The sequence below is a fragment of the Bradyrhizobium elkanii WSM2783 genome (assembly GCF_000472865.1).
Lineage (GTDB): Bacteria > Pseudomonadota > Alphaproteobacteria > Rhizobiales > Xanthobacteraceae > Bradyrhizobium > Bradyrhizobium elkanii_A.
Genome location: NZ_AXAP01000021.1, coordinates 37,399 through 57,694 on the forward strand (window position 1 = coordinate 37,399; position 20,296 = coordinate 57,694).

17 protein-coding genes and 1 pseudogene are annotated in these 20,296 nt (G+C 63.1%); 4 read left to right on the forward strand and 14 right to left on the reverse strand.

The annotated features are described in order from the left end of the window. Window positions 1-8: 8 nt before the first annotated feature. The 3 genes from YY7_RS0119525 to YY7_RS0119535 form a co-directional block, all read right to left on the reverse strand. Window positions 9-1,070 (reverse strand): ABC transporter permease, encoded by a 1,062-nt coding sequence (locus YY7_RS0119525; protein ID WP_028164684.1) that lies wholly within the window; start codon window positions 1,068-1,070, stop codon window positions 9-11. Next, window positions 1,067-2,593 carry a sugar ABC transporter ATP-binding protein gene (locus YY7_RS0119530; protein WP_028164685.1) on the reverse strand — a complete coding sequence of 509 codons (1,527 nt, stop codon included), beginning with the start codon at window positions 2,591-2,593 and terminating at the stop codon, window positions 1,067-1,069. The genes YY7_RS0119525 and YY7_RS0119530 overlap by 4 nt, the downstream gene beginning before the upstream one ends. 64 nt (window positions 2,594-2,657) lie before the next feature. Next, window positions 2,658-3,623 carry a sugar-binding protein gene (locus YY7_RS0119535; RefSeq protein WP_080663780.1) on the reverse strand — a complete coding sequence of 322 codons (966 nt, stop codon included), beginning with the start codon at window positions 3,621-3,623 and terminating at the stop codon, window positions 2,658-2,660. A 237-nt stretch (window positions 3,624-3,860) separates the two neighbouring features. On the opposite strand from YY7_RS0119535, the gene YY7_RS0119540 reads away from it, so the two are divergent. From YY7_RS0119540 to YY7_RS0119550, 3 genes are all read left to right on the forward strand, one after another. After that, window positions 3,861-5,138, forward strand: a complete 1,278-nt coding sequence (locus YY7_RS0119540; protein ID WP_028164687.1) for an ROK family protein — start codon at window positions 3,861-3,863, stop codon at window positions 5,136-5,138. Window positions 5,139-5,217: 79 nt separating this feature from the next. After that, window positions 5,218-5,976 carry an SDR family NAD(P)-dependent oxidoreductase gene (locus YY7_RS0119545; RefSeq protein ID WP_028164688.1) on the forward strand — a complete coding sequence of 253 codons (759 nt, stop codon included), beginning with the start codon at window positions 5,218-5,220 and terminating at the stop codon, window positions 5,974-5,976. A 164-nt stretch (window positions 5,977-6,140) separates the two neighbouring features. After that, complete coding sequence (locus tag YY7_RS0119550; protein ID WP_245287331.1) at window positions 6,141-6,377, forward strand: hypothetical protein; 237 nt, start codon at window positions 6,141-6,143, stop codon at window positions 6,375-6,377. A 50-nt stretch (window positions 6,378-6,427) separates the two neighbouring features. Here the strand turns inward: YY7_RS0119550 and YY7_RS52220 are convergent. Further along, window positions 6,428-7,268: pseudogene (locus tag YY7_RS52220) on the reverse strand (LOG family protein). A 221-nt stretch (window positions 7,269-7,489) separates the two neighbouring features. Here YY7_RS52220 and YY7_RS0119560 point away from each other — a divergent pair. Continuing rightward, complete coding sequence (locus YY7_RS0119560) at window positions 7,490-8,512, forward strand: LLM class flavin-dependent oxidoreductase (RefSeq protein ID WP_028164690.1); 1,023 nt, start codon at window positions 7,490-7,492, stop codon at window positions 8,510-8,512. Window positions 8,513-9,060: 548 nt separating this feature from the next. On the opposite strand, the gene YY7_RS0119570 is transcribed toward YY7_RS0119560, so the two are convergent. The 10 genes from YY7_RS0119570 to YY7_RS0119625 all read right to left on the reverse strand — a co-directional run bounded on the left by YY7_RS0119570 (window position 9,061) and on the right by YY7_RS0119625 (window position 20,187). Beyond that, on the reverse strand, window positions 9,061-9,471 hold the full coding sequence (locus YY7_RS0119570; protein WP_028164691.1) for a PAS domain S-box protein: 411 nt from the start codon (window positions 9,469-9,471) through the stop codon (window positions 9,061-9,063). Window positions 9,472-9,764: 293 nt separating this feature from the next. Then, window positions 9,765-10,469 (reverse strand): ABC transporter ATP-binding protein, encoded by a 705-nt coding sequence (locus YY7_RS0119585; RefSeq protein ID WP_028164692.1) that lies wholly within the window; start codon window positions 10,467-10,469, stop codon window positions 9,765-9,767. Continuing rightward, a complete protein-coding gene (locus YY7_RS0119590; RefSeq protein WP_028164693.1) occupies window positions 10,462-11,244 on the reverse strand; it encodes an ABC transporter ATP-binding protein in 783 nt (260 codons plus the stop codon). The genes YY7_RS0119585 and YY7_RS0119590 overlap by 8 nt, the downstream gene beginning before the upstream one ends. Continuing rightward, window positions 11,244-12,287, reverse strand: coding sequence for a branched-chain amino acid ABC transporter permease (locus YY7_RS0119595; RefSeq protein WP_028164694.1), 1,044 nt, complete (start codon window positions 12,285-12,287; stop codon window positions 11,244-11,246). Before YY7_RS0119595 ends, YY7_RS0119590 begins: the two co-directional genes overlap by 1 nt. Next, window positions 12,284-13,156 (reverse strand): branched-chain amino acid ABC transporter permease, encoded by an 873-nt coding sequence (locus YY7_RS0119600; RefSeq protein WP_028164695.1) that lies wholly within the window; start codon window positions 13,154-13,156, stop codon window positions 12,284-12,286. The genes YY7_RS0119595 and YY7_RS0119600 overlap by 4 nt, the downstream gene beginning before the upstream one ends. A gap of 68 nt (window positions 13,157-13,224) precedes the next feature. Further along, the gene (locus tag YY7_RS0119605) at window positions 13,225-14,379 is read right to left on the reverse strand and encodes an ABC transporter substrate-binding protein (protein WP_028164696.1); all 1,155 of its coding nucleotides are present in this window, start codon (window positions 14,377-14,379) and stop codon (window positions 13,225-13,227) included. A 77-nt stretch (window positions 14,380-14,456) separates the two neighbouring features. Further along, window positions 14,457-15,662 (reverse strand): xanthine dehydrogenase family Fe-S subunit, encoded by a 1,206-nt coding sequence (locus tag YY7_RS0119610; RefSeq protein WP_028164697.1) that lies wholly within the window; start codon window positions 15,660-15,662, stop codon window positions 14,457-14,459. Beyond that, window positions 15,659-16,495, reverse strand: coding sequence for an FAD binding domain-containing protein (locus YY7_RS0119615; RefSeq protein WP_028164698.1), 837 nt, complete (start codon window positions 16,493-16,495; stop codon window positions 15,659-15,661). Before YY7_RS0119615 ends, YY7_RS0119610 begins: the two co-directional genes overlap by 4 nt. Beyond that, complete coding sequence (locus YY7_RS0119620; protein ID WP_028164699.1) at window positions 16,492-18,876, reverse strand: xanthine dehydrogenase family protein molybdopterin-binding subunit; 2,385 nt, start codon at window positions 18,874-18,876, stop codon at window positions 16,492-16,494. The genes YY7_RS0119615 and YY7_RS0119620 overlap by 4 nt, the downstream gene beginning before the upstream one ends. A gap of 33 nt (window positions 18,877-18,909) precedes the next feature. Continuing rightward, window positions 18,910-20,187: an amidohydrolase/deacetylase family metallohydrolase gene (locus YY7_RS0119625; protein WP_028164700.1), complete on the reverse strand. Its 1,278-nt coding sequence runs from the start codon at window positions 20,185-20,187 to the stop codon at window positions 18,910-18,912. Window positions 20,188-20,296 lie beyond the last annotated feature (109 nt).

Genomic DNA, 20,296 nt, shown 5'->3' on the forward strand with positions numbered 1-20,296 from the left:
CTGAGCTGTCATGCCTGATCGCCCGTACTCATTGGCAACGCAGCCGCGCCGCGCGGTGATGCGCTCTGCTTTCCTTGCACAAGTGTCGATCTCTGCGCCGTGCGGGCCAGGCCGGCCAGCGCCACCTTGCGCCGCCGACGGCTCTGCAATTGCTGATCCGCCAGCACGCCGAGCAGAATCACGGTCCCCATCACCGCAAAGTTCAGGGAATTGGGAATGCCCAGGATGTTCACAAGGTTCTGCAGCACCTGCAGCAGCGCCGTCCCCAGCACGATGCCGAGAATGGAGCCCTCGCCGCCGCGTAGGCTGCACCCACCGAGAACCGCAGCCGCGATCGCATAGAGCTCGTAGAAATTGCCGAACGAACTCGGAGAGACCGAGTTCGTGTAGAATACGAACAACACCGTTGAAACGCCGGCGAGCCCGCCGCTGATGATGTAGGCGGTCGCGATCACGATATCCGTGCGGATACCGGAGAAGCGCGCCGCTTCCTCGTTCTTGCCCACGGCATAGAGCCAGCGCCCATAGACCGAGCGGTGCAGCAGCACGCCGAGGATCAGCGCAAGGATGATCAGGAAGACGAAGGTGTTCGGGACGCCCGCGATATTGCCGGAGGCGATGTTGCTCAGTGTGCTGGCCTCGTCACCGTAGCCGAAGCCGCGTGTCGAATCGCTCGTATAGTAGCGGGCGGCGCCGCGATAGATCAGCAACCCGCACAGCGTCACGATGAAAGGCTGCATTTTCAGCCGTGTGATCAGGAAACCCTGGATGCCCCCTAGCGCCAGTCCGCCGAGCAGGACGAGCAGCAGCGCGAAGGGCCAATAGACCTGATAAGTCGTCAGAAGGTCGACGAATACGACACCAAGCAGCGCGAACATCGAGCCGACCGAAAGGTCGATGCCTCCGGTGATGATCACAAGCCCCACGCCGAGCGCGAACACGCCGAACAGGCCGATCAGATTGGCCATATTCAGCAAGTTCACCAACGATAGAAAGGCCGGATTGATCGCGCCCGTGATGGCGGAGATCACCACCAGCAGCAGGCAGAGGCCGAGTTCTTTCTTCATCATGGCGCAGCGGCTTCCATGGTTTCCAGCGCTTGGCCGACCGCCAGCCGCAACACGTTATATTCGCTGAACTGCTCGCGCTCGAGCACGCCGCTGACACTCCCTTCATGCATCACCGCCACGCGGTCGGAGACGCCGATGACCTCCTCCATGTCCGAGGAGATCATCACGATCGCGACGCCCTGGTCGGCGAGGCCGCGCATCAGCACATAGATCTCGCTCTTGGCACCGACATCGATGCCACGGGTCGGCTCGTCGAAGAACATCACTCGCGGCTGCATGGAGAGCCACTTGCCCAGCACTACTTTTTGCTGGTTGCCGCCGGAGAGCGTCACAGCCTCCATATCGATGCTCGGCGCCTTTATGGACAGGCTCCGAACCTGTTCTTTTGCGACCTTGCGCTCGGCCGCACCGTTTACCAGCCACATCCGCGCATAGTTCAGCAAGCTCGCGAGCGTCACGTTCTCCCGGATCGGCAGTTCAAGCACTAGCCCGGATTTCTTGCGGTCCTCCGGCACCAGATAAATCCCTTGCCTGATCGCGTCCCGCGGCGACGCGACACCGACCGGCGCGTTGTCGATCCTGATCTCGCCACCCAGCAGCGGGTCAATGCCGAAGGCCGCGCGGGCGAGCGAGGTGCGGCCAGCGCCCACGAGCCCCGCCAGGCCGAGAATCTCGCCGCTCCGCACGGAAAGATTGATCTGCCGGTCGGGAAAGGCTGACGTCACGAGGCCGACAATGTCGCAGCCGCCCGGCTGCGGCGGCCGTTTGGGCGGCGTATACAGCGCCTTCAGGTCGCGGCCGATCATAAGCCGGATCATTGCGGCATGGCTCAGCTCGTCGCGCGCCAGCTCCCCCACCGTGCGCCCGTCGCGCAGCACCACGATGCGATCAGCGCAGGTCATGATCTCGCCCAGCCGGTGAGAGATAAAGATCACCGAGATGCCGTGCGCCTTCAGGTCGGCAATCACCTCCAGCAGCCGTTCGGTCTCCGAGATTGTCAGGCTGGAGGTCGGCTCGTCCATGATGATCACGCGGGCGTCAATCGAGAGCGCCTTGGCGATCTCCACCATCTGACGCTGCGCGATGGACAGGTCGTCGACCAGCGTGCTCGGGGTGAAATCGGCGCCCAGCCGCGCCAGCAGCGGCGTCACGCGGGCGCGCATCTCCGCGTTGTCCACCAGCTTCAGCGGGCCGCCGGTGAGCTTCTCGCGCCCTATGAATACGTTCGCCGCGACGTCGAGATTCTCGAACAGGTTCAGTTCCTGGTGCACGAAGGCGATGCCGGCCCGCGTCGCCTCGCTCACCGTCAGCCGGGCGTGGTCGTTACCGCCGATGCGGATCACGCCTTCGCTCGGCGCGATCACGCCGCCCAGCACGCGCATCAGCGTCGACTTGCCGGCGCCGTTCTCGCCGATCAGGCCCAATACCTCGCCGCGGTACACGCGCAGGTTGACATTGTCGAGGGCTCTGACACCGGGATAAGTCTTGCTGATCCCGGCAAGTTCAAGCAGCGTTTCCGCCATTTGGCGCTTCCTCCCGCACAACGCCCGGTCGCCTGCGGCAGCCCGGCGGTGAAGCATACTGAAGTCACTTCTTCAGCAGTTCCTTCAGAGATGCGGTGAACTCCGCGACGTTGGACTTGCCGATCACCTTGGTCGGTACGATCAGCTTGCTATCCGCCGGGATCCAGGACTTGTCGCCGTTCAGCGTTTTGATGATGTTGCTGGCGGAGAGATAGCCGAACTCGTACGGCTGCTGCACGACCGTGGATTCGATCGTGCCGTCGGAAATGCCCCGCAGCGTGCGCTGGTCCTCGTCGAAGCCGACAATCTTCACCTTGCCGACCTTGCCCGCCGCCTTCACCGCGTCATAGATCAAGGGTGTCTCGTAGCTCCACAGGCCGGACAACAGCGCAATGTCGGGATATTTGACGAGCACGTTCTCCATATTCGCCTTGGCCTTGGCGAAGTCCACCTGGTCGGTGAACACGTCGACCAGCTCGACCTTGGTGCCGGCGATCGCTTCCTTGATACCCTGCACCCGCTCGCGGGCGTTGTCAGCGTCCATCGTTCCGACAAACAGCGCGATCTTGCCGCCGTTCGGCAGCGCCTTCTTGATCTCCTCGCCCGCCTGCCGCCCAGCCGCGACGTTGTCGGTGCCGATATAGGCGAGACGATTGCTCTGCGGCGCGTCGCTGTCCGTCGTGATCAACACGGTCTTGGCCGCAACCTTGTTGAGTTCTTCGGTTGCGTGCGGCGCATCGTCTACAGAGATAGAGATGCCGGCGACGCCGCGCACCAGCAAGTCATCCAACTCGCGCCGCTGGCCCGCCGCAGTTCCGTCGTTGGTGACGATCAACTCGATATTGTATTCCGGGTGCTCCTTCTGCGCCTTCTCAAGCCCGCGGCCGGCGATGGTCCAGAAGTCGGCCGCGACATTGGTCACCAGCGCGATGGTCTTTTTCTGCTGCGCTTGTGCCGCGCCCGTGGCCATCGCGAGCGCCGTTGCGCTCACCAGCAGCGGCACGATCAATGTCTTCATTGAGCTCTTCATGTGCACCTCCCTGTCGTCACCCCATGAGGGGCTTCACGCACGGCGCTTTGTGCGCCTTATTTTATTCACGATACGAATAAATTATCGGAACTCTATATCGAGTCAAGGATGTTATTATCCGCTTCCTCACGCAACAATAGTATAATTGGTACGATGAGGTAGCCTTCATTGCTCTTTTTGGCCATATCCCGCGCCGCACACGTTGATTAACTTCACTGAACGAATTAAAAGACCCGCATGGATGAGCAGCCCGAGCCGCCGAGACGTACTTCAAGCGTGGCCCGCGGATCGAATCGCGGCCGCCTCGTCGAAGTCTTGCGACGTCAGGGGCCATTGCCGCGCGTGGAGCTCGCACGTAGTACGGGGCTGAGCTTCGCGGCCATTTCGGCCATAACGTCGAGACTGATAGCGGAAGAACTGTTGTGCGAGGCCGAGACCGACGCCGGGGCGGCGACGTCGTGGCCCGACGATACCGACGAAGAGGATACGGACGGGCTGAATGGCCGTCGCCGTGGCCGGCCGGCGGTATTGCTGACCCTGAACCCGGAGTTTGGCCGCATCATCGCGGTCTCGCTACGCATGAACCTGATTGAGACACTGATCGCAGACTTCAGTGGCTCTGGCTTGGCGCAATCGCGACTTGCACTCACGACGCGCGCTCTCGATGCAGATGCGTTGTGCGATCTCATGATCGCGCAGATCGATGCTATGCTTGACGCGACGGCAACGCCGCGCCATCGGCTGCTGGGAATCGGGATTGCGCTGCAGGGCATCGTGAACGCCGACACCGGACGGCATCTGTGGAGTCCGGCGCTGTCGGTCACCGACATCGATCTGGCGAAGCCGATGCGTCAGGCATTCGGGGTCGAGGTCGTGATGGCGAACGACGCTGTCGCAGTTGCGCTGGCCCTCGCAGCCGCGGAGCCGGCACTGGCGCAGGGCCTCTCGGCCACGATCATGGTCGGCCACGGCGTCGGGATGGGCGTCGTTGTCGACGGCGAAGCGCGCTGGGGCGCCGGCGCCGGCAGCGAGATCGGCCATGTCAAGTTGGCGCCGAACGGTCCGCAATGCCGCTGTGGCCAGCGCGGCTGCATCGAGGCCTATCTCGCCGACTACGCGATCTACCGCGACGCCCGCACCTTTCTCGACCTGCCGCCGGCAGTGTCGCAGCAGCCTTCCGAGGCGCAGATGGCTCTGCTGCGCCAGCGAGCACTGGGCGGCGATCCCCGTCTCGAGCACTTATTCCGGCAGGCAGGCCACGCGCTTGCAGAGGCGGTCGCCGCAACGATATCGGTGCTGCGCCCGCACCATGTCATCCTCGCGGGCCCCGGCCTGCAGGCATTTGACATGATGCGCCGCGCCTATGAGGAGCGGCTCGACCAGGCGGTGTTACCGTGGCTGCTCAAGTCCACGGCAATATATGTGCGTCCTAGCGAGTCGGCGGCAATTGTCGACGGCATGGTGCGGCGGACGCTGCGGGTCGTGGACCGAAACCACATGGAGACGACCGAGTGAACACCGGGAGCCGTGGCCCTTGTTGGAGCCGCAGCAAACGCAACTGACGCCCTTCAGGCGCAAAATCGAGAGGATGCCAATGCAAGGCGCCATCTATCCAAGTCTCAAGGACCGGACTGTACTGGTGACCGGCGGCGGTTCCGGGATCGGCGAGGCTATCGTCCGCCGGTTCGTCAGCCAAGGCTCGCGGGTCGGTTTCATCGACATCGATCTGGAGGCCTCAAAGCATCTCCTGGCCAGCCTGCCGGCGCATGCGAGCGTGCACTTCGAGCACGCCGATCTGCGCGACATCGCCGCCCTGAGACGCGCGGTCGCCGGCGTCCGCGAGATGTTCGGGCCGATCACCATCCTGGTCAATAACGCGGCCCGCGACGACCGTCACGCGATCGAGGACGTCACGCCGGAATATTGGGACGAGCGAATCGCGGTCAATCTGAAGCATCAGTTCTTTAGCGCCCAGGCGATCGCGCCGGACATGATCCAGGCAGGGGGCGGTTCGATCGTCAACATCGGCTCGGTGAGCTGGGTGATCGGCCAGGGCAACATGCCCTGCTACACCACCGCCAAATCCGCGGTTCAGGGCCTGACCCGTGCGCTCGCCCGCGATCTTGGGCCGAACAATGTGCGGGTCAATTCCATCCTGCCCGGATGGATCATGACCCAGCGGCAGCAGGATCTGTGGTTGACGCCCGATGGTGAGGCCGAAATCATGCAGCGCCAATGCCTTAAGCGCAAGCTCGTGCCTGATGACATCGCCCGCGCCGTCCTGTTCTTCGCCGCCGACGACAGCAGCGCCTGCACCAACCAGAGCTACATCGTCGATGGCGGCTGGGTCTAACCACATTGCCGACTGCGTTGACGATATCTCGCGAGCTGGACGATCCGCGTCGAGCCTGAAGTAGCACCGTCGCAGTCAGACAATCGCGATAAGCCTTCGTTCCCGGCGAAGGCAGTCGCCGGCATTTCCAGATTGTCCAGCCTGCCCGTGTCGGTCATGCTGCGATGATGAAAAATCATTCTGCCGCAAGCGGATCGGATGTCTTGCTGGGTGTGATCGCGATCCGGCTTGCGGCCCTGGTTTTGACAGGTTCGATCTTGCTGCTGTTGCCGCGGCAACCTCGTGACGATTCAGCCTGCGTCCCCTCCCTCGCAGGAAGGTCCGACTTGCAAGTTGCATCGGAGGCAGAACGCCTGCACGTCAGCGATCCGGTGGCGGGCGACATGCTCCTGCATGACTAGGGCATGATCCGAAAAAGCGGATACCGGTGCTCCGCGCCGTCCGTCGCCGATCAACCGGCTGGGCTAGTACCGTGCGCGCGCAAGCCACGGCGAACCAGTGAGGCCCAACCCTCCTCTGCGGTCTCCGCAAATTCAAAGAGACCGGGGTCGGCCACAGAAATCATGCCCTCCTCGACGAGAGCGTCAAAGTTGATGATTTTGCGCCAGTACTCTTTCGCCGAACAGCACAATGGGCGCTGGAGGGGCCTTCCGCGTTTGCTGCAGCGTCAGCACCTCGAACATCTCGTCCATGGTTCCGAAACCGCCGGGAAAAATCGCCAAGGCGTTCGCACGCATGGCCAAATGCATTTTGCGCATTGCGAAGTAGTGAAATCGGAAGCTGAGCTCCGGCGTGATGTAGCCATTGGGAATCTGCTCATGTGGCAGGGTGATGTTGAATCCGATGCTTGGAGCACCGACATCGGACGCACCTCGGTTTGCCGCCTCCATGATGCCGGGGCCGCCGCCAGTAGCGACAACATTGTCGCGCCACCGGTTCTTGGGATCGAAGGCGCCGCCGCGTTGCGAAGCGATGCGCCCGAATTCGCGCGCGACCTGGTAGAACTCGGATTGCTGCAGCAATTTCTCAGCCACCCTCTTCTCGGTCTCCGTCCGAGCCGCTTCGACGGCGGCGGCAGCCTGCTCCGGAGACGGCACACGCGCGCTGCCAAAAACAATGATAGTCGAGCGGATTCCCCAATCCCGCAACGCGAGTTCAGCTTTGGCATATTCGAGGGCAAAGCGGATCGATCGCATCTCGTCCCGAAGCAAGAATTCGGTATCTTCAACCGCCAGCAGCGTGCTCCGCGAGCTATGCGGGGTCGTCTGTTCATTCATATCGCTATTGTCCATTCTGCAGACTAAGTTCAACACGTTCTACGGTAGCGCAGGCCATGACGCCGGGATATTGCCTCATCGAATCTACCAAAATATACGTCAATGATGCTACTCGACACTCGCAACCTGCCGCGGTGGATCGTGCGCAGGGCGTTGACGCGATTACGCGCATCTGATGCAGATTGCCAACGGGCAGCAACCTCGAATGTGCCTCCCAAGGATTACGCTGAATGTCCATGAAAAAGATCGGCTTTCTATCGTTCGGGCATTGGACGCCTTCACCGCAATCGGAGACGCGATCGGCATCCGACGCCCTTCTGCAATCCATCGAACTTGCCGTTGCAGCCGAAGAGTTGGGGGCAGACGGTGCGTATTTCCGTGTGCATCATTTCGCTCGTCAGCTCGCTTCACCGTTTCCGTTGCTGGCAGCCGTCGGCGCGAAGACCCGCCGGATCGAGATCGGCACGGCAGTCATCGACATGCGCTATGAGAACCCGCTGTACATGGCCGAGGATGCGGGCGCGGCCGACCTCATTGCCGGTGGGCGCTTGCAACTCGGCATCAGCCGGGGATCACCCGAGCAGGTCATCGATGGGTGGCGCTACTTCGGTTACGTTCCACGCGACGGCGAGACCGCTTCCGACATGGCCCGGCACAATACGGAGATCCTGCTCGAGCTGCTGCGCGGCGAGGGCTTCGCAAAGCCCAATCCGCATCCGATGTTTCCGAACCCTCCCGGCCTCTTGCGCATCGAGCCGTACTCGGAAGGCTTGCGCGACCGCATCTGGTGGGGCGCCGGGTCGAACGCTACCGCGGTCTGGGCGGCCAAGCTGGGCATGAATCTGCAAAGCTCCACCCTGAAGGACGACGAGACTGGAGAGCCGTTCCACGTCCAGCAAGCGAACCAGATCCGAGCTTTCCGCGAGGCCTGGAAGGCGGCTGGTCACAAGCGCGAGCCTCGTGTGTCAGTCAGCCGCAGCATCTTCGCGCTGGTCGACGACCGGGACCGCGCCTACTTCGGACACGGTGGTCAGGACGCAGACCAAATCGGCTTCATCGACGAAAAAACCAAGGCAATCTTCGGCCGCAGCTATGCCGCCGAGCCGGACGTGCTGATTGCGCAATTGACCAAGGATGAAGCTATTGCGGAGGCCGATACGCTGCTTTTGACCGTGCCCAATCAGCTTGGCGTGGATTACAACGCGCACGTCATCGAGGCGATCTTGACTCACATCGCCCCCGCGCTTGGTTGGCGCTAACCCTTATTGTGAGGTCACACCGGCAACCCGGTACAGGCACGGGCGCCGTGGACCCGAGCAATGCTATTTGATCGTCGCGTGCACAGTGATTACCGAGCCGTCGGCCCCTGTCCCACTGCTTTGATGGCAAAGTTATCGCTCCCCTTGTACCTAGCCTTCGCTTTGTATTCGTAAGTCGTCATGTTGAGCTTTTTCAAGCTGCCATGTGCCGGCTTTTGTAAGATGTCCGAGCTGCTCACCGTGCCGCGTATCGTAATCGGAAATAGGCAACTTTCTCCTGAGCTGACGCTAACGTCGCCGGTCGAATTCTCGCCCCAATCCGCTACTTCCAGTAATCTGGGACAGTCAGAAGCGGCTATCGCTGGAGACGCGGACATGGAGCCTGCAGCTCCAGCGATAAGCATCAAAACAGCGACTCTAGACAACCGCATCGTAGACTTCCTCGTTTTGCGTCGATGGCGGTATTGTCGGACGTCCAAGAAAACTTGGCTATCACAGACGCATCAACGATCCTGCCGGGCCGGTTGAAAGCGGCACCTGCGAACATCTCACGAGGCGCGCGTCGCGGCACGCTCTCGTTCAATGCGCTCGGTCACGTCTCGCGCCACGGCAACCGAGCCAAGCACTTCGCCAGCGGCGCTGTCCTTGACGATCGCGAATGTCATCTCAACGTAGACCTTGCGTCCGCTCTTGTGCAAGGCGCGGGTCAGCGTGGGCTTGCCTTGAAGCTTCATGGCGCCGCCAGTCATTGCCGCCTCAAAGCCGCGCCAATGCGCGGCCCGCAGATGCTCGGGGATGATCAGATCGAGGCTTTGGCCGAGCACCTCCTCCAACGAATAGCCAAACAATGCGGCGGCGGCGGGATTCCAGCGGGCAATCGCGCCGGAGCGATCGGCGTAGATCACCGCATCGGCCGTTTGATCGAGAATTCTTTCCGCTAACTCGGAGCGCTCTTCCATGGGGCACCTGTTTGGTTCTGTCACGTCTAACCTTTCTGCGCAACAATGTAGACCGCGCTCAAGTTCCGCTGATAGCGCTCGAACACCTCCCACATCGCAAGAACCCGCATATGGCATGATGGTCACGGCTTTGCCGACATTCACCGAAACGCAGCCGCGGACCTTAAGTTGCCCATATTGCCCCACATGTCAGGATAGATACCGACGTTATTGCCGCCGATGCTGGTGCAGTCGAAGGTCTTTTCGATCAACCGACTCACAGGTCAGATCGCCGTCCGAGCGACCGCGGCGGATCAGCCGCCGAGATAGGCCTTTCGCACATGCTCGTTCGCGATCAGCTCCGCGCCGACGCCGGACAGCACGATGCGACCGCTCTCGATGAGGTAGGCCTGATCGCACATCTCAAGCGCAGCAAAGGCGTTTTGCTCCACCAATAAGACTGTCGTGCCGGCATCGCGGATGCCGCGGATGATGGCGAACGTGCGCTCGACAATATTCGGCGCGAGCCCAAGCGACGGCTCGTCAAACATGATGAGGCGAGGCCGCGACATCAGCGCCCTGCCGATCGCCAGCATCTGTTGCTCGCCGCCCGACAGGGTACCTGCCGCCTGCCGCCTCCGCTCCGCAAGACGCGGAAACTCAGTGAAGATGCGGTCACGGTCCGCGGCGATTCCGCTCGGGTCGCTACGCAGATAGGCGCCCATGTCAAGATTTTCCTCGACAGTCATGTGCGGAAACACGCGCCTTCCCTCCGGGCAATGCGCGATACCGCTCGCCAGCACGCGCGGCGGTCGCGCCGCGGTCATATCCTTGCCGTCGAAGAGCATCTGTCCGGAACGCAACGGTACCAATCCGGAAATCGCGCGCAGCGTCGTGCTTTTGCCGGCGCCATTGGCGCCGATCAGAGCGACGAGCTGCCCGGCCTTCACCTGCAGCGAGATGCCCCGCAGCGCGGTAACGCCGCCATAGCCGCAGACGATATCGCGGATCTCAAGCACGCGCGGCTCCCTGCCCGAGATAGGCTTCGATAACGTCAGGATCGTTCCGGATCGCATCCGGCGGTCCTTCCGCGATGATCCGGCCGTAGTTCAACACCACGATCCGATCCGACACGCTCATCACCATCGGCATGTCATGCTCGACCAGAAGGATGGTGACGCCGCGGTCGCGGATATTGCGGATGAGTTCGACAAACGTGTGCGTCTCTGACGCATTCATGCCGGAGACCGGCTCATCGAGCAGCAGCATCGACGGCTCCGCGGCCAGCGCCAGCGCCACGCCGACGAGGCGCTGCTCGCCATAGGACAGCGAACCTGCGGGGTCGTGGGCGCGACGCTCGAGCCCGACCCATTCGACGAGTTCGGCGGCGCGCTCGCGCAGCCGGCGCTCCGACGCGCGTCCGCGCGGCAGCCCAAGAATCGCTTCGAACAGGCCAACCCGGCCCTGGCGGTGCAGCCCGATCAGAAGATTGTCGTAAACCGTGTCGTTCGGGAAAACACTGGTCCGCTGAAAGGTGCGGATCAATCCGAGATCAGCGATCTGATGCGGCTTCAGTCCGTTCAGTGTGGCCCCGCGATAACTCACCTTGCCGTGGGCTGGATCCAGAAAGCCGGTCATGACGTTGAACGCGGTGGTCTTGCCGGCGCCGTTCGGGCCGATCAGGCTGACGATCTCGCCCTCGCCTACCGTAAAGTTCATATCCGAGAGCGCGACGAGCCCGCCGAAGCGAACGGCGACCTGCTCCACGTCCAAGGCGATCGCACGCGAGGTCACTACGCAGGCTCCTTGGCACGTTCGGAAAAGGCAACCGGAGCAACCGTTGCGGCTTGGCGCTTCCGTTTCGCGAACCGCTGCGCCAATGAAGGTACGATGCCGCGCGGCAGTACGAAGAGGATCACGATCAGCACGCCCCCATAGGCGATCCATTGAGCTTCCGGCGCCATGATCGGACGCAGGACGACCGGCAGCAATCCGAAGATCAGGCCGCCGACGACCGGTCCGGCCAGTGAGCCCTTGCCGCCGCTGATGACCATGATCACCATCGTCACCGTGTTGATGAAAGCGAACACCTCGGGATCGATGATCCGGATGTAGTGCGCATAAAGGCTACCGGCCGCGCCCGCGATAGCAGCCGAGATGACCGCGGCGAGCGTAAGCGTCTTCGTGACGTCGATCCCGACCGACACCGCCAGCGTTTCGTTTTCCATCAGCCCGCGCATGGCGCGGCCAAAATGGGAGTGCACGAGCCGCGCGATCAGGAGATAGGCGACGACTGCGACCGCGAGCACGAGATAATAGTTCTGCAGCTTGGTGCGCAGCGTCAGTTCACCGAGACCCGGCAAGCCAATCGCGATCGACGGGATATTGGTTAGCGCCAGCGGCCCCTGCGTCAGCTCGACCCAGTTCAGCGCCACCAGCCGCACGACCTCGGCGAAGGAAATCGTGACGATCACGAAATAAGCGCCGCGGACGCGGAAGGAAAGCAACCCGACGAAATAGCCGCACAATCCCGCGACCAGGATCGCCAGCGCAAGCCCCGCAATCGGCGGCCATGGTTCGTGAACCAGGCGGAAGCCGCCGGGCAGGCCGATATCGAAGCCGAGCGAGGTCAGCGCGCTGACATAGGCGCCGATGCCGAAGAAAGCGATGTGACCGAGGCTGAGCTGGCCGGTGAAACCGAGCAGGAGATTGAGGCTCATTGCGGCGATGATGAAGATTCCGGTCGTGATCAGCGCGTTCAGGAGATAAGGATCGCGCAGCCAGAGCGGCACGGATGCGATGGCCGCGAGCGCAAGGATGGTGATCGCTGCCCTCATCCCACGCGCTCCGAACGCGCGAACAAACCGGTGGGCTTGAAGATCAGCACCGCGATGATGATCAGGAAGCCCATCGCGTCCCGATATCCCGACGATATGTAGCCGGCGCCCAGCTCCTCGGCCAATGCCAGGATGAAGCCGCCGATCACCGCGCCAGTGATGTTGCCGAGACCGCCGAGGATCACGATCGCGAAGGCCTTGACCGCGGCAAGATCGCCCATCTGCGGAAAGATCACATAGACCGGGCCGAGTAGCGCGCCGGCCGCAGCGGCCAGGCTCGAGCCGATCGCAAAGGTCGAGGTATAGATGAGATCGACATTGACCCCCATCAGCGACGCGGTGTCCTGATCCTGGAACGTCGCGCGCATCGCGCAGCCGAGCTTGGTACGGTTGATGAGCAGGTACGTCACCACGATCAGAAGCGCTGCGGCCGCCAGGACAAACAGCCGCAGCCAGGAGACGGAGACAGGCCCCAAGACAAGCGGCGCTTCCGGAAACGGTGTCGCGACCGATTTCGCGACCCCACCCCAGATCCACAGCGTGGCCGACTGCATCGCGATCCAGGCGCCGATCATCACCAGCATGGTGGTGTCGATATCGGAGCCACGCAGCGGCCGCAGCAAGGTCAGCTCAATCACCGCACCCAGGAGCCACCCCGCCACGACGGCGACGGGCAGCGCGAGGAAGAAGTTGAGCCCAAGCTGCTGAACCACGATGAACATGATGTAGGCGCCGAACGTGTAGAGCACGCCATGCGTAAAGTTCACCACGTTCATGATGCCGAAGATCAAGGTCAGCCCGATCCCCAGCAGCGCGTAGGTGCCGCCGAGGACGAGCATGTTGATCAGATGTTGCAGAAACTCGCTCAAGGCGGCTCCGGGCTATCCTGTTGCGGGCGAGGACCGCAGCGCGGCCCTCGTCGATAGATGACGCGAGATCAGAGAGTCTTCATGTCGACCTTGCCGTCGCTGATCTCGATCAGGTAGACGTTCGGCTGGCTCTGGCCGCTCTCCTTGCCTTCCGGACCGGACTTGCGGAACACGATATCGCCGTTCAAGCCCTTCACCTTGATGTCCCACAGCGCCGCCTTGATGGCCGCGGGCTCCGCCTTGCCCGCCTTCTCGATCGCAGCTGCCGCAGTACGGATGCCGTCATAGCCGCGGAAACTCTCGGTGCAGCCGGCAAAGTCGAAGCCGCGCTTCTTCCATTCCGACACGAAATAATTGGTCGCTTCCGGATTCGGCGTCTTCTCAGGGAACCAGGGCAGGAAAGTCGTCAGGTGCATGGTGCCGTTGGCCGCGGCGCCCGCCTGCGCGATGATCTGATCCGGATTTTGCGAGCCGCCGGTGGTGATGATGCGCTTCTTGAGGCCCAGCGCCGCCGCCTGTTTGAAGATCAGAGTGAGTTGGTCGACCGCGGTCGTGACGATCACGGTCTCGGAGTCCGAGCCTTTGATCTTGGAGAGCTGCGCGCTCATGTCCTGCGCGCCTTGGTCCATGGTCTCGACCAGACCGATGCCGATCCCCTTCTCCTTCATCATCTTGGCGAAATCGTCCGCCGTGCCGCGGCCCCAGTCGTTGTTGATGACGAGGAAATCGACCTTCTTCAATGCGAGCTTGTCGACGATGCCCTTGAAGGCGGCCGCTTCGACCGACGAGGGCGGCGAGATACGGAAGATGAAGGGATTTCCGGTGGTGGTGATCTTGCTGGACGACGACGTCTCGACGACCATCGGCGTCTCGTACTCGATCAGCTTCGGCATCACCGCGAGCGTCAGGCTCGAGCCCCAGGCGCCTATGAGCACCGGCACCTTATCGCTGGTGATCAGCTTCTCGGCGACGGCGGCAGCTTCGGTCGGATTGCTCTTGTTGTCCTCGATGACAAGCTCGATCTTCTTGCCGAGAATGCCGCCCTTGGCGTTGATCTCGTCGGCGGCGATCTTGGCGCCGTTGACAACATAAGTGCCGGACGCGGCGAACGCGCCGGTGAGCGGTTCGTTCACGCCGATCTTAATGGTTTGCGCCTCGGCCCCGCCCCCGAGCAAAGCGGTCGCCAGCGCAATTGCCGGAACAATCCAGGAAGTCCTAATCATGTAGCTCTCCAATTGCTCTGTTGATCTCCGCGCAGTCCCAACCTCGCCGCCCCGCGATATGGGGAGACGCCGAAACATCATGCCGCTCCGTCTCGTCTGACGAAGCGACCCAACCAGCGCGCGATGCGCGCGCGAAAAACACCTGAAATCATCGAAAATCCCTTCAGCTCCTTCGCGGTTGCCTGCTCGGGCGAGGCCCCCGACATGCGGCGATCGAGATTGGCGGCAAATTCCGCGATCAGCCGCTCGGCGAGGTCGCGCACCAATCCCGGCCGCCCGACCTGCGCCAGCATTCCCGTCAGCGTGTATCCGATCAAGAGATCGACGCGCGTCGCCGCGCCCTCCTCGATCGGCGCCAGCTGGTACCGGATTTCGCCCTGGGTCGCCGATCGGCTGCGCCGATCGTTGCCGATGCCGATGATGCGACCGGAGAGATTTTTCGGTTCGCGCTCGATGCGGGCCGAGCCCAGGAATGTCGCAGCGATCGGACCAAGCTTGACGCGGATGGCGCCTTCAACCCGTTCAGGGCTCGGGACCGCCGTCAACGACGCGCCTGGCAGGCAGGCCGCGACGGCGGCGATGTCATCGAACATCGCAAAGACATCCTTCGGCGGGTACGGGAGCGTGAAGTCCCGTTCGAGCCGGTTGGCCGGGGTGAAGTCAGGAATCTCGGCCGGCGATGCCACCGTCTCGGATGCATAGGTGGGTTCAGTTTGGATTGGCTGCGGGACCTGGATCGCACCGTCTCGCCCACTTCGCCCGGAGCCCGCTGGCCCCAAGACCTTGCGGCCGCCGTCCGGCTCGGGTGCGATGCTGCGGGCACGCCGCGCCTCGATCACGGACTGCACCGCGCGCACGATGCCGACGTACCCGGTGCAGCGGCAGAGATTGCCGCTCAGGCCGACGCGAATCTGGCGCTCATCGGCCGCGGTCAGGCGCAGGACAAGGTCGCGCGCGGAGACCAGCATGCCCGGCGTGCAATAGCCACACTGCAGCGCGTGCTCGCGCGTAAAGGCGGCGCGGAGCTCGGTCGTGATGTCATCCTCATCGAGGCCCTCGATCGTGGTGACATCGGCACCCTCGCAAGCCACCGCATAAGTGATGCAGGAGCGCGCCGGCACACCGTCGAGCAGCACCGTGCAGGCGCCGCAGACGCCATGCTCGCAACCGAGATGCGTACCGGTCAAATCAAGCTTGTCGCGAACGAAATCGGCCAGACTCGTGCGCGGCTCCGCCTCAGCCTGTACCACACGTCGGTTGACGTTAAGCGCAATCATGTTCATGCGGCCGCCTCACGGACGGCCAGCCTGAGCACGCTCACATGGATATGTCGGTCGGCCGGATTGCCGATGCCAGCCTTGGCGAGAAGACCGTCGGCGACGCGCACGTCAAAACGTTCCTTGTAGTCGCCGGCGACGCGGCCACCGAACAGTTCCGCGGCATCCGTGATCACGATGGGTGCGGTGTCGATCGCGCCCATCACCACGCGCGCCGTCGCGGCGCTCGGATCGATCAGCACCGCGCTAAGCGCATGCGCGAACTCGCCGGTCTTGCGGCAGCTCTTGACATAGCCCCAATGCGCCGATGGCGCCCGCGCCGGAACATGGATGGTCGCGACGATCTCGCCGGGACGCAATGCCGATTCAAGCGCTCCAAGAATGAAATCTTCCATTGCGACCGTACGCGCACCCGCGAGGCTGCGCAGCGTGAGCCGCGCGCCGAAAGCCGCAAGCGCCGACACCCAGTCCGCGGCCGGATCGGCATGGCTGAGCGAGCCGCCGATCGTGCCGCGGTTGCGCACGGCGCGATAGGCAATGTTGGCGGCGACGCCCTGCATGGCGCCACGCGTCACATCCGGCGTTCGTCCATCCTCGATATCGGCGTGCGTGATGCAGGCCCCGAGCACAAGCTCGTCGCCATGTCGCTCCACCTGCTTGAGTTCGGCGAGGCCGGTGATGTCGACGACAAGTTCCGGCTGAACCAGCCGCAGGTTCAGCATCGGACCGAGCGACTGCCCGCCGGCGATGATCTTCGCCGACCCGTTGGCTTCGGCCAACAGCGCAAGCGCCGCCGGCAGATCGCGTGGACGCTCATAGCTGAAAGGCGCGGGTTTCATGCCGCCGTCCTTTCTGCATCGCGAGCGGCGAGGATGGCCTCGACGATGCGGTGAGGCGTGATCGGCGATTGCATCATCTCGACACCAAGCGGTCTCAGCGCATCGTTGACGGCATTGGCGATCGCGGCCGGTGGTGCGATCGCGCCGCCCTCGCCGATGCCCTTCACCCCGAATTGCGTATAGGGCGACGGCGTCTCCATGTGGTCGAGACGCGGCGCGGGCACTTCGGTCGGTCCGGGCAGGAGATAGTCGGCGAGCGTCGTCGCGAGCGGCTGGCCGGATCCGTCGAACGGCATCTCCTCGTAGAGCGCGGTGCCGACGCCCTGCGCGAGGCCGCCATAGATCTGGCCGTCCACGACCATCGGATTGACCAGCACGCCGCCATCCTCGACGATGACATAGTCGAGGATTTCGACTTCGCCCAAATCGGGGTCAACAGCGACGACGACTGCATGCGCTGCATAGCTGAAGGTGCCGCTGTCACGCTGCGGCTTGTAGCCGGCGGTGACCTCAAGCCCGCCGGGATCGACATCGGCAGGCAGGTCCTGCGGGCGGCGATACCAGGTGTAGGCGATCTCCTTCAATGTCACGCTGCCGTTGACGCCGCGCACCTCGCCGTTCTGCAGCACCACCGATGCCGGGTCGTGCTGCAACAGCTTGGCGCCGATGCGCCTGGCGCGCTCGCCGAGTTCGCGGCACGCGGTGGCGACTGCGCCACCCGCCATCACCATCGAACGCGAGCCCCAGGTGCCCGTCGAATAGGGCGTCATCGCGGTGTCGCCAAGGATGATGCGCACGCTTCCGACATCGACGCCGAGCATCTCGTGGGCGACCTGGGCAAGCGTCGTCTCCATGCTCTGCCCGTGCGAATGCACGCCGACGCGCAGTTCGAGACCACCGTCGGGCGTCAGCCGTGCCGATGCCTGCTCGTGGCCCGGCACCATCGGAATGCCCCAGCCGGCATAGACCGAAGTGCCGTGTGCCGCCTGCTCGCAATAGATGGAGACGCCGATGCCGATCCGCCGTCCATCAGGCTCTCCCGCGCGCTGGCGTTCGCGCACCGCATCGATATCGATCGCCGCCAGAGCCCGCCGCATCGCCTCGGGATAATCGCCGCTGTCGAAGTGTTTCTTGGTGATGTTGTCGTATGGCATCTGCTCCGGTTGGATCAGATTGCGCAGCCGCACTTCGCCGGGCTCGAGGCTCGCCTCCGCCGCAACCAGATCGAGCATCAGTTCCAGCGCAAAGCAGACCCCGGTGCGCGCGACGCCACGATAGGGCAGGATCGGGCACTTGTTGGTCGCGACCGAAAAGGTTCGGCAGCGATAGGCCGGCATCAGGTAGGGACCGGGCAGGATGCTTGCGACCTGCGCTGCCTCGAGGCATGCCGAGAACGGATAGGACGAGTAGGCACCGGAATCGACCGTCGCCTCGCAATCGATGCCGCGCAGCGTTCCGTCACTGTTGGCATAGACCGTGATCTTGTAGTGGTGCTCCCGGCAGTTTGAGCTGGCGGTGAGATGTTCGCGGCGATCCTCCGTCCAGCGCACCGGATGGCCACAGCGCATGGTCAGCCAGGAGAGGCAGACTTCCTCGGGAAGCAGAATTCCCTTGTGGCCGAAGCCGCCGCCGACGTCGGGGGAGATCAGGCGAATCCTTCCCTCCTCCATGCCGAGGCATTCGGCGAGGCCGCTGCGGGTGACATGCGGCATCTGAGCAGCGGAATAGAGCGTGAGCTGATCGAGCCGGTGATCGAAAGTGGCGACCACACCGCGCCCTTCGAGCGGCGACATGCATTGTCGTGCGGTCGATATCTCGCGCGTCACCTTGATCGGTGCATCCAGCGCTGCTGAGATGTCGACCTCATAATTGGTCTCGAGGAAGACGTTGTCTCCCCAGTGCTCGTGCACCAGCGCCGCACCAGGCTCGCGCGCCTTCAGCATGTCGTAGACCGCGGGAAGCTCTTCGAGATCGAGCGTGACAGAAGCCGCGATATCCTCGGCTTCGGCACGCGTCGGCGCCACGCACATCGCGACGAGTTCGCCGACCTGACGGACCTTGCCGGTGGCGAGCACCGGTTGTTCGGAAATCTTGAAGCCCGGCAGCGCCGACACCGCGCGGATCGGCTTGACACCGACGAGATTGGCGGCGGTGAAGACTTTTCCACGATAACGTTCGGGCACATGGATGCCGCTGATCCGCGCGTGGGCCAGCGGGCTGCGCACGAACGCAACATCCTGCAGGCCGGCGAGACGAATGTCGGCCACGAACTGGCCGCGGCCACGCATCAGCCGATCGTCCTCCTTGCGCGGCAGCCGAGCGCCAACGCCCTGCCCGGTGCCGGCCCCTGGTGCGGAGGAAAAGTCACGCTCGTTGCGCATGGTGGCGTCCCCGATCGGACTGCTACGGCCTCCCTATGCCGCGACCGCTTGCGGCAGGATCGGCGCGACCGCGTCGTAGCGCGTGCCAGCACGCAAACAGAACGTCGGCTGCAGTAGCCGTTCGGCAATGACTTCAGTCTTCTCGTTGTCGCGAAGGACAAATCGCCCGGTGTGCTCCGTGAGCACCGAGACATCGGCATCCCTGCCGACTTTGAGCGCGCCGATCTCCTCATCACGGCCAAGCATCTTCGCCGGATTGGAGGTGACCATCGGCACCACCTGCTCGAGCGAAAGCCCGAGCGCCATCATCGAACTCATCGCCTGCACCAGGCTGAACTTTGCCTGGCCGGCGAACGGATGATTTTCTTCATCCTCGTGCTGTTCCGGTGTACCGGCCGGCGCGGGCACATGGGTGTTGTAGCCGTGGATGTCGGCGCCGAGCGTGGTCGGAACGATTCCAGCGGCAATCGCCTTCTTGGCAAGCCGGTAGGAGAAATGGCTGCCGTGACCGACATCGACCTTGAGGCCGCGGTCGAGCGCTGCCTGGATCACCGGATGCACCTCGCCCTCGCGGTTGACAAAGCCGCCGGGATGGCGCGTGAACGGATGCGCCAGGATATCCCCTTCGCGCAACAGCGGGATCACACGCGTCAGGATCGTGTCGGCATCCTCGCCGTTGGCGCCGCTTTCAGGCAGCCCCCAGAGCTGGCCGAAGTGAACGTAGACCGGCAGATCCGCGCGGCGACCGATCTCCGCCGACATTTCGATGACACGGATACCCCAGCGGGCAAAACCGCCGATCTCGGCATGCGCCTTGATGCCGCGAACGATGTCACGATTGGCTATCGCCGCCTTCACCGTGGCGCCGATATCGACACCCTCGGGGCTATAGAGCTGCGGATAGTAATGTCCTTCGAGCCCGCCAACGAGGTAGGCCGACAGGAACGCATAGACGCGCGACTTCGCAGATTCGGCGATGAAGTGGCGAAAGCCCGGAAGCGTCATGCAGGATGGACCGCCCTGATCGACCAGCGTTGTGACGCCCGACTGCACTCCGACCATGTCGGCATTCATGCCGAAACGTCCGGTGACATATTGATAGACATGCGCGTGCGTATCGATCAGTCCCGGCAACACCAGCTTGCCGGCGACGTCGATCACTTCCCTCGCGCTGGTTGGCAGGATATCCGCCTGCACCGCCGCGATCTTGCCGTTGCGAATGGCAACATCCCGGATGCTATCAAGGCCGGAGGACGGACAGATGACGCGGCCGCCACGCAAAAGCAGGTCGAAGCTGGCGCTGATGGACATGAACGTTCTCCTTAAGCTCTCGCCGGCGGGTTGGTCCCGCTCTCGCGGAAATACGAAGCATGCTTCGTATTTTCCAAAAAGCAAGCTTCATGCCATGATCTGGTGATGG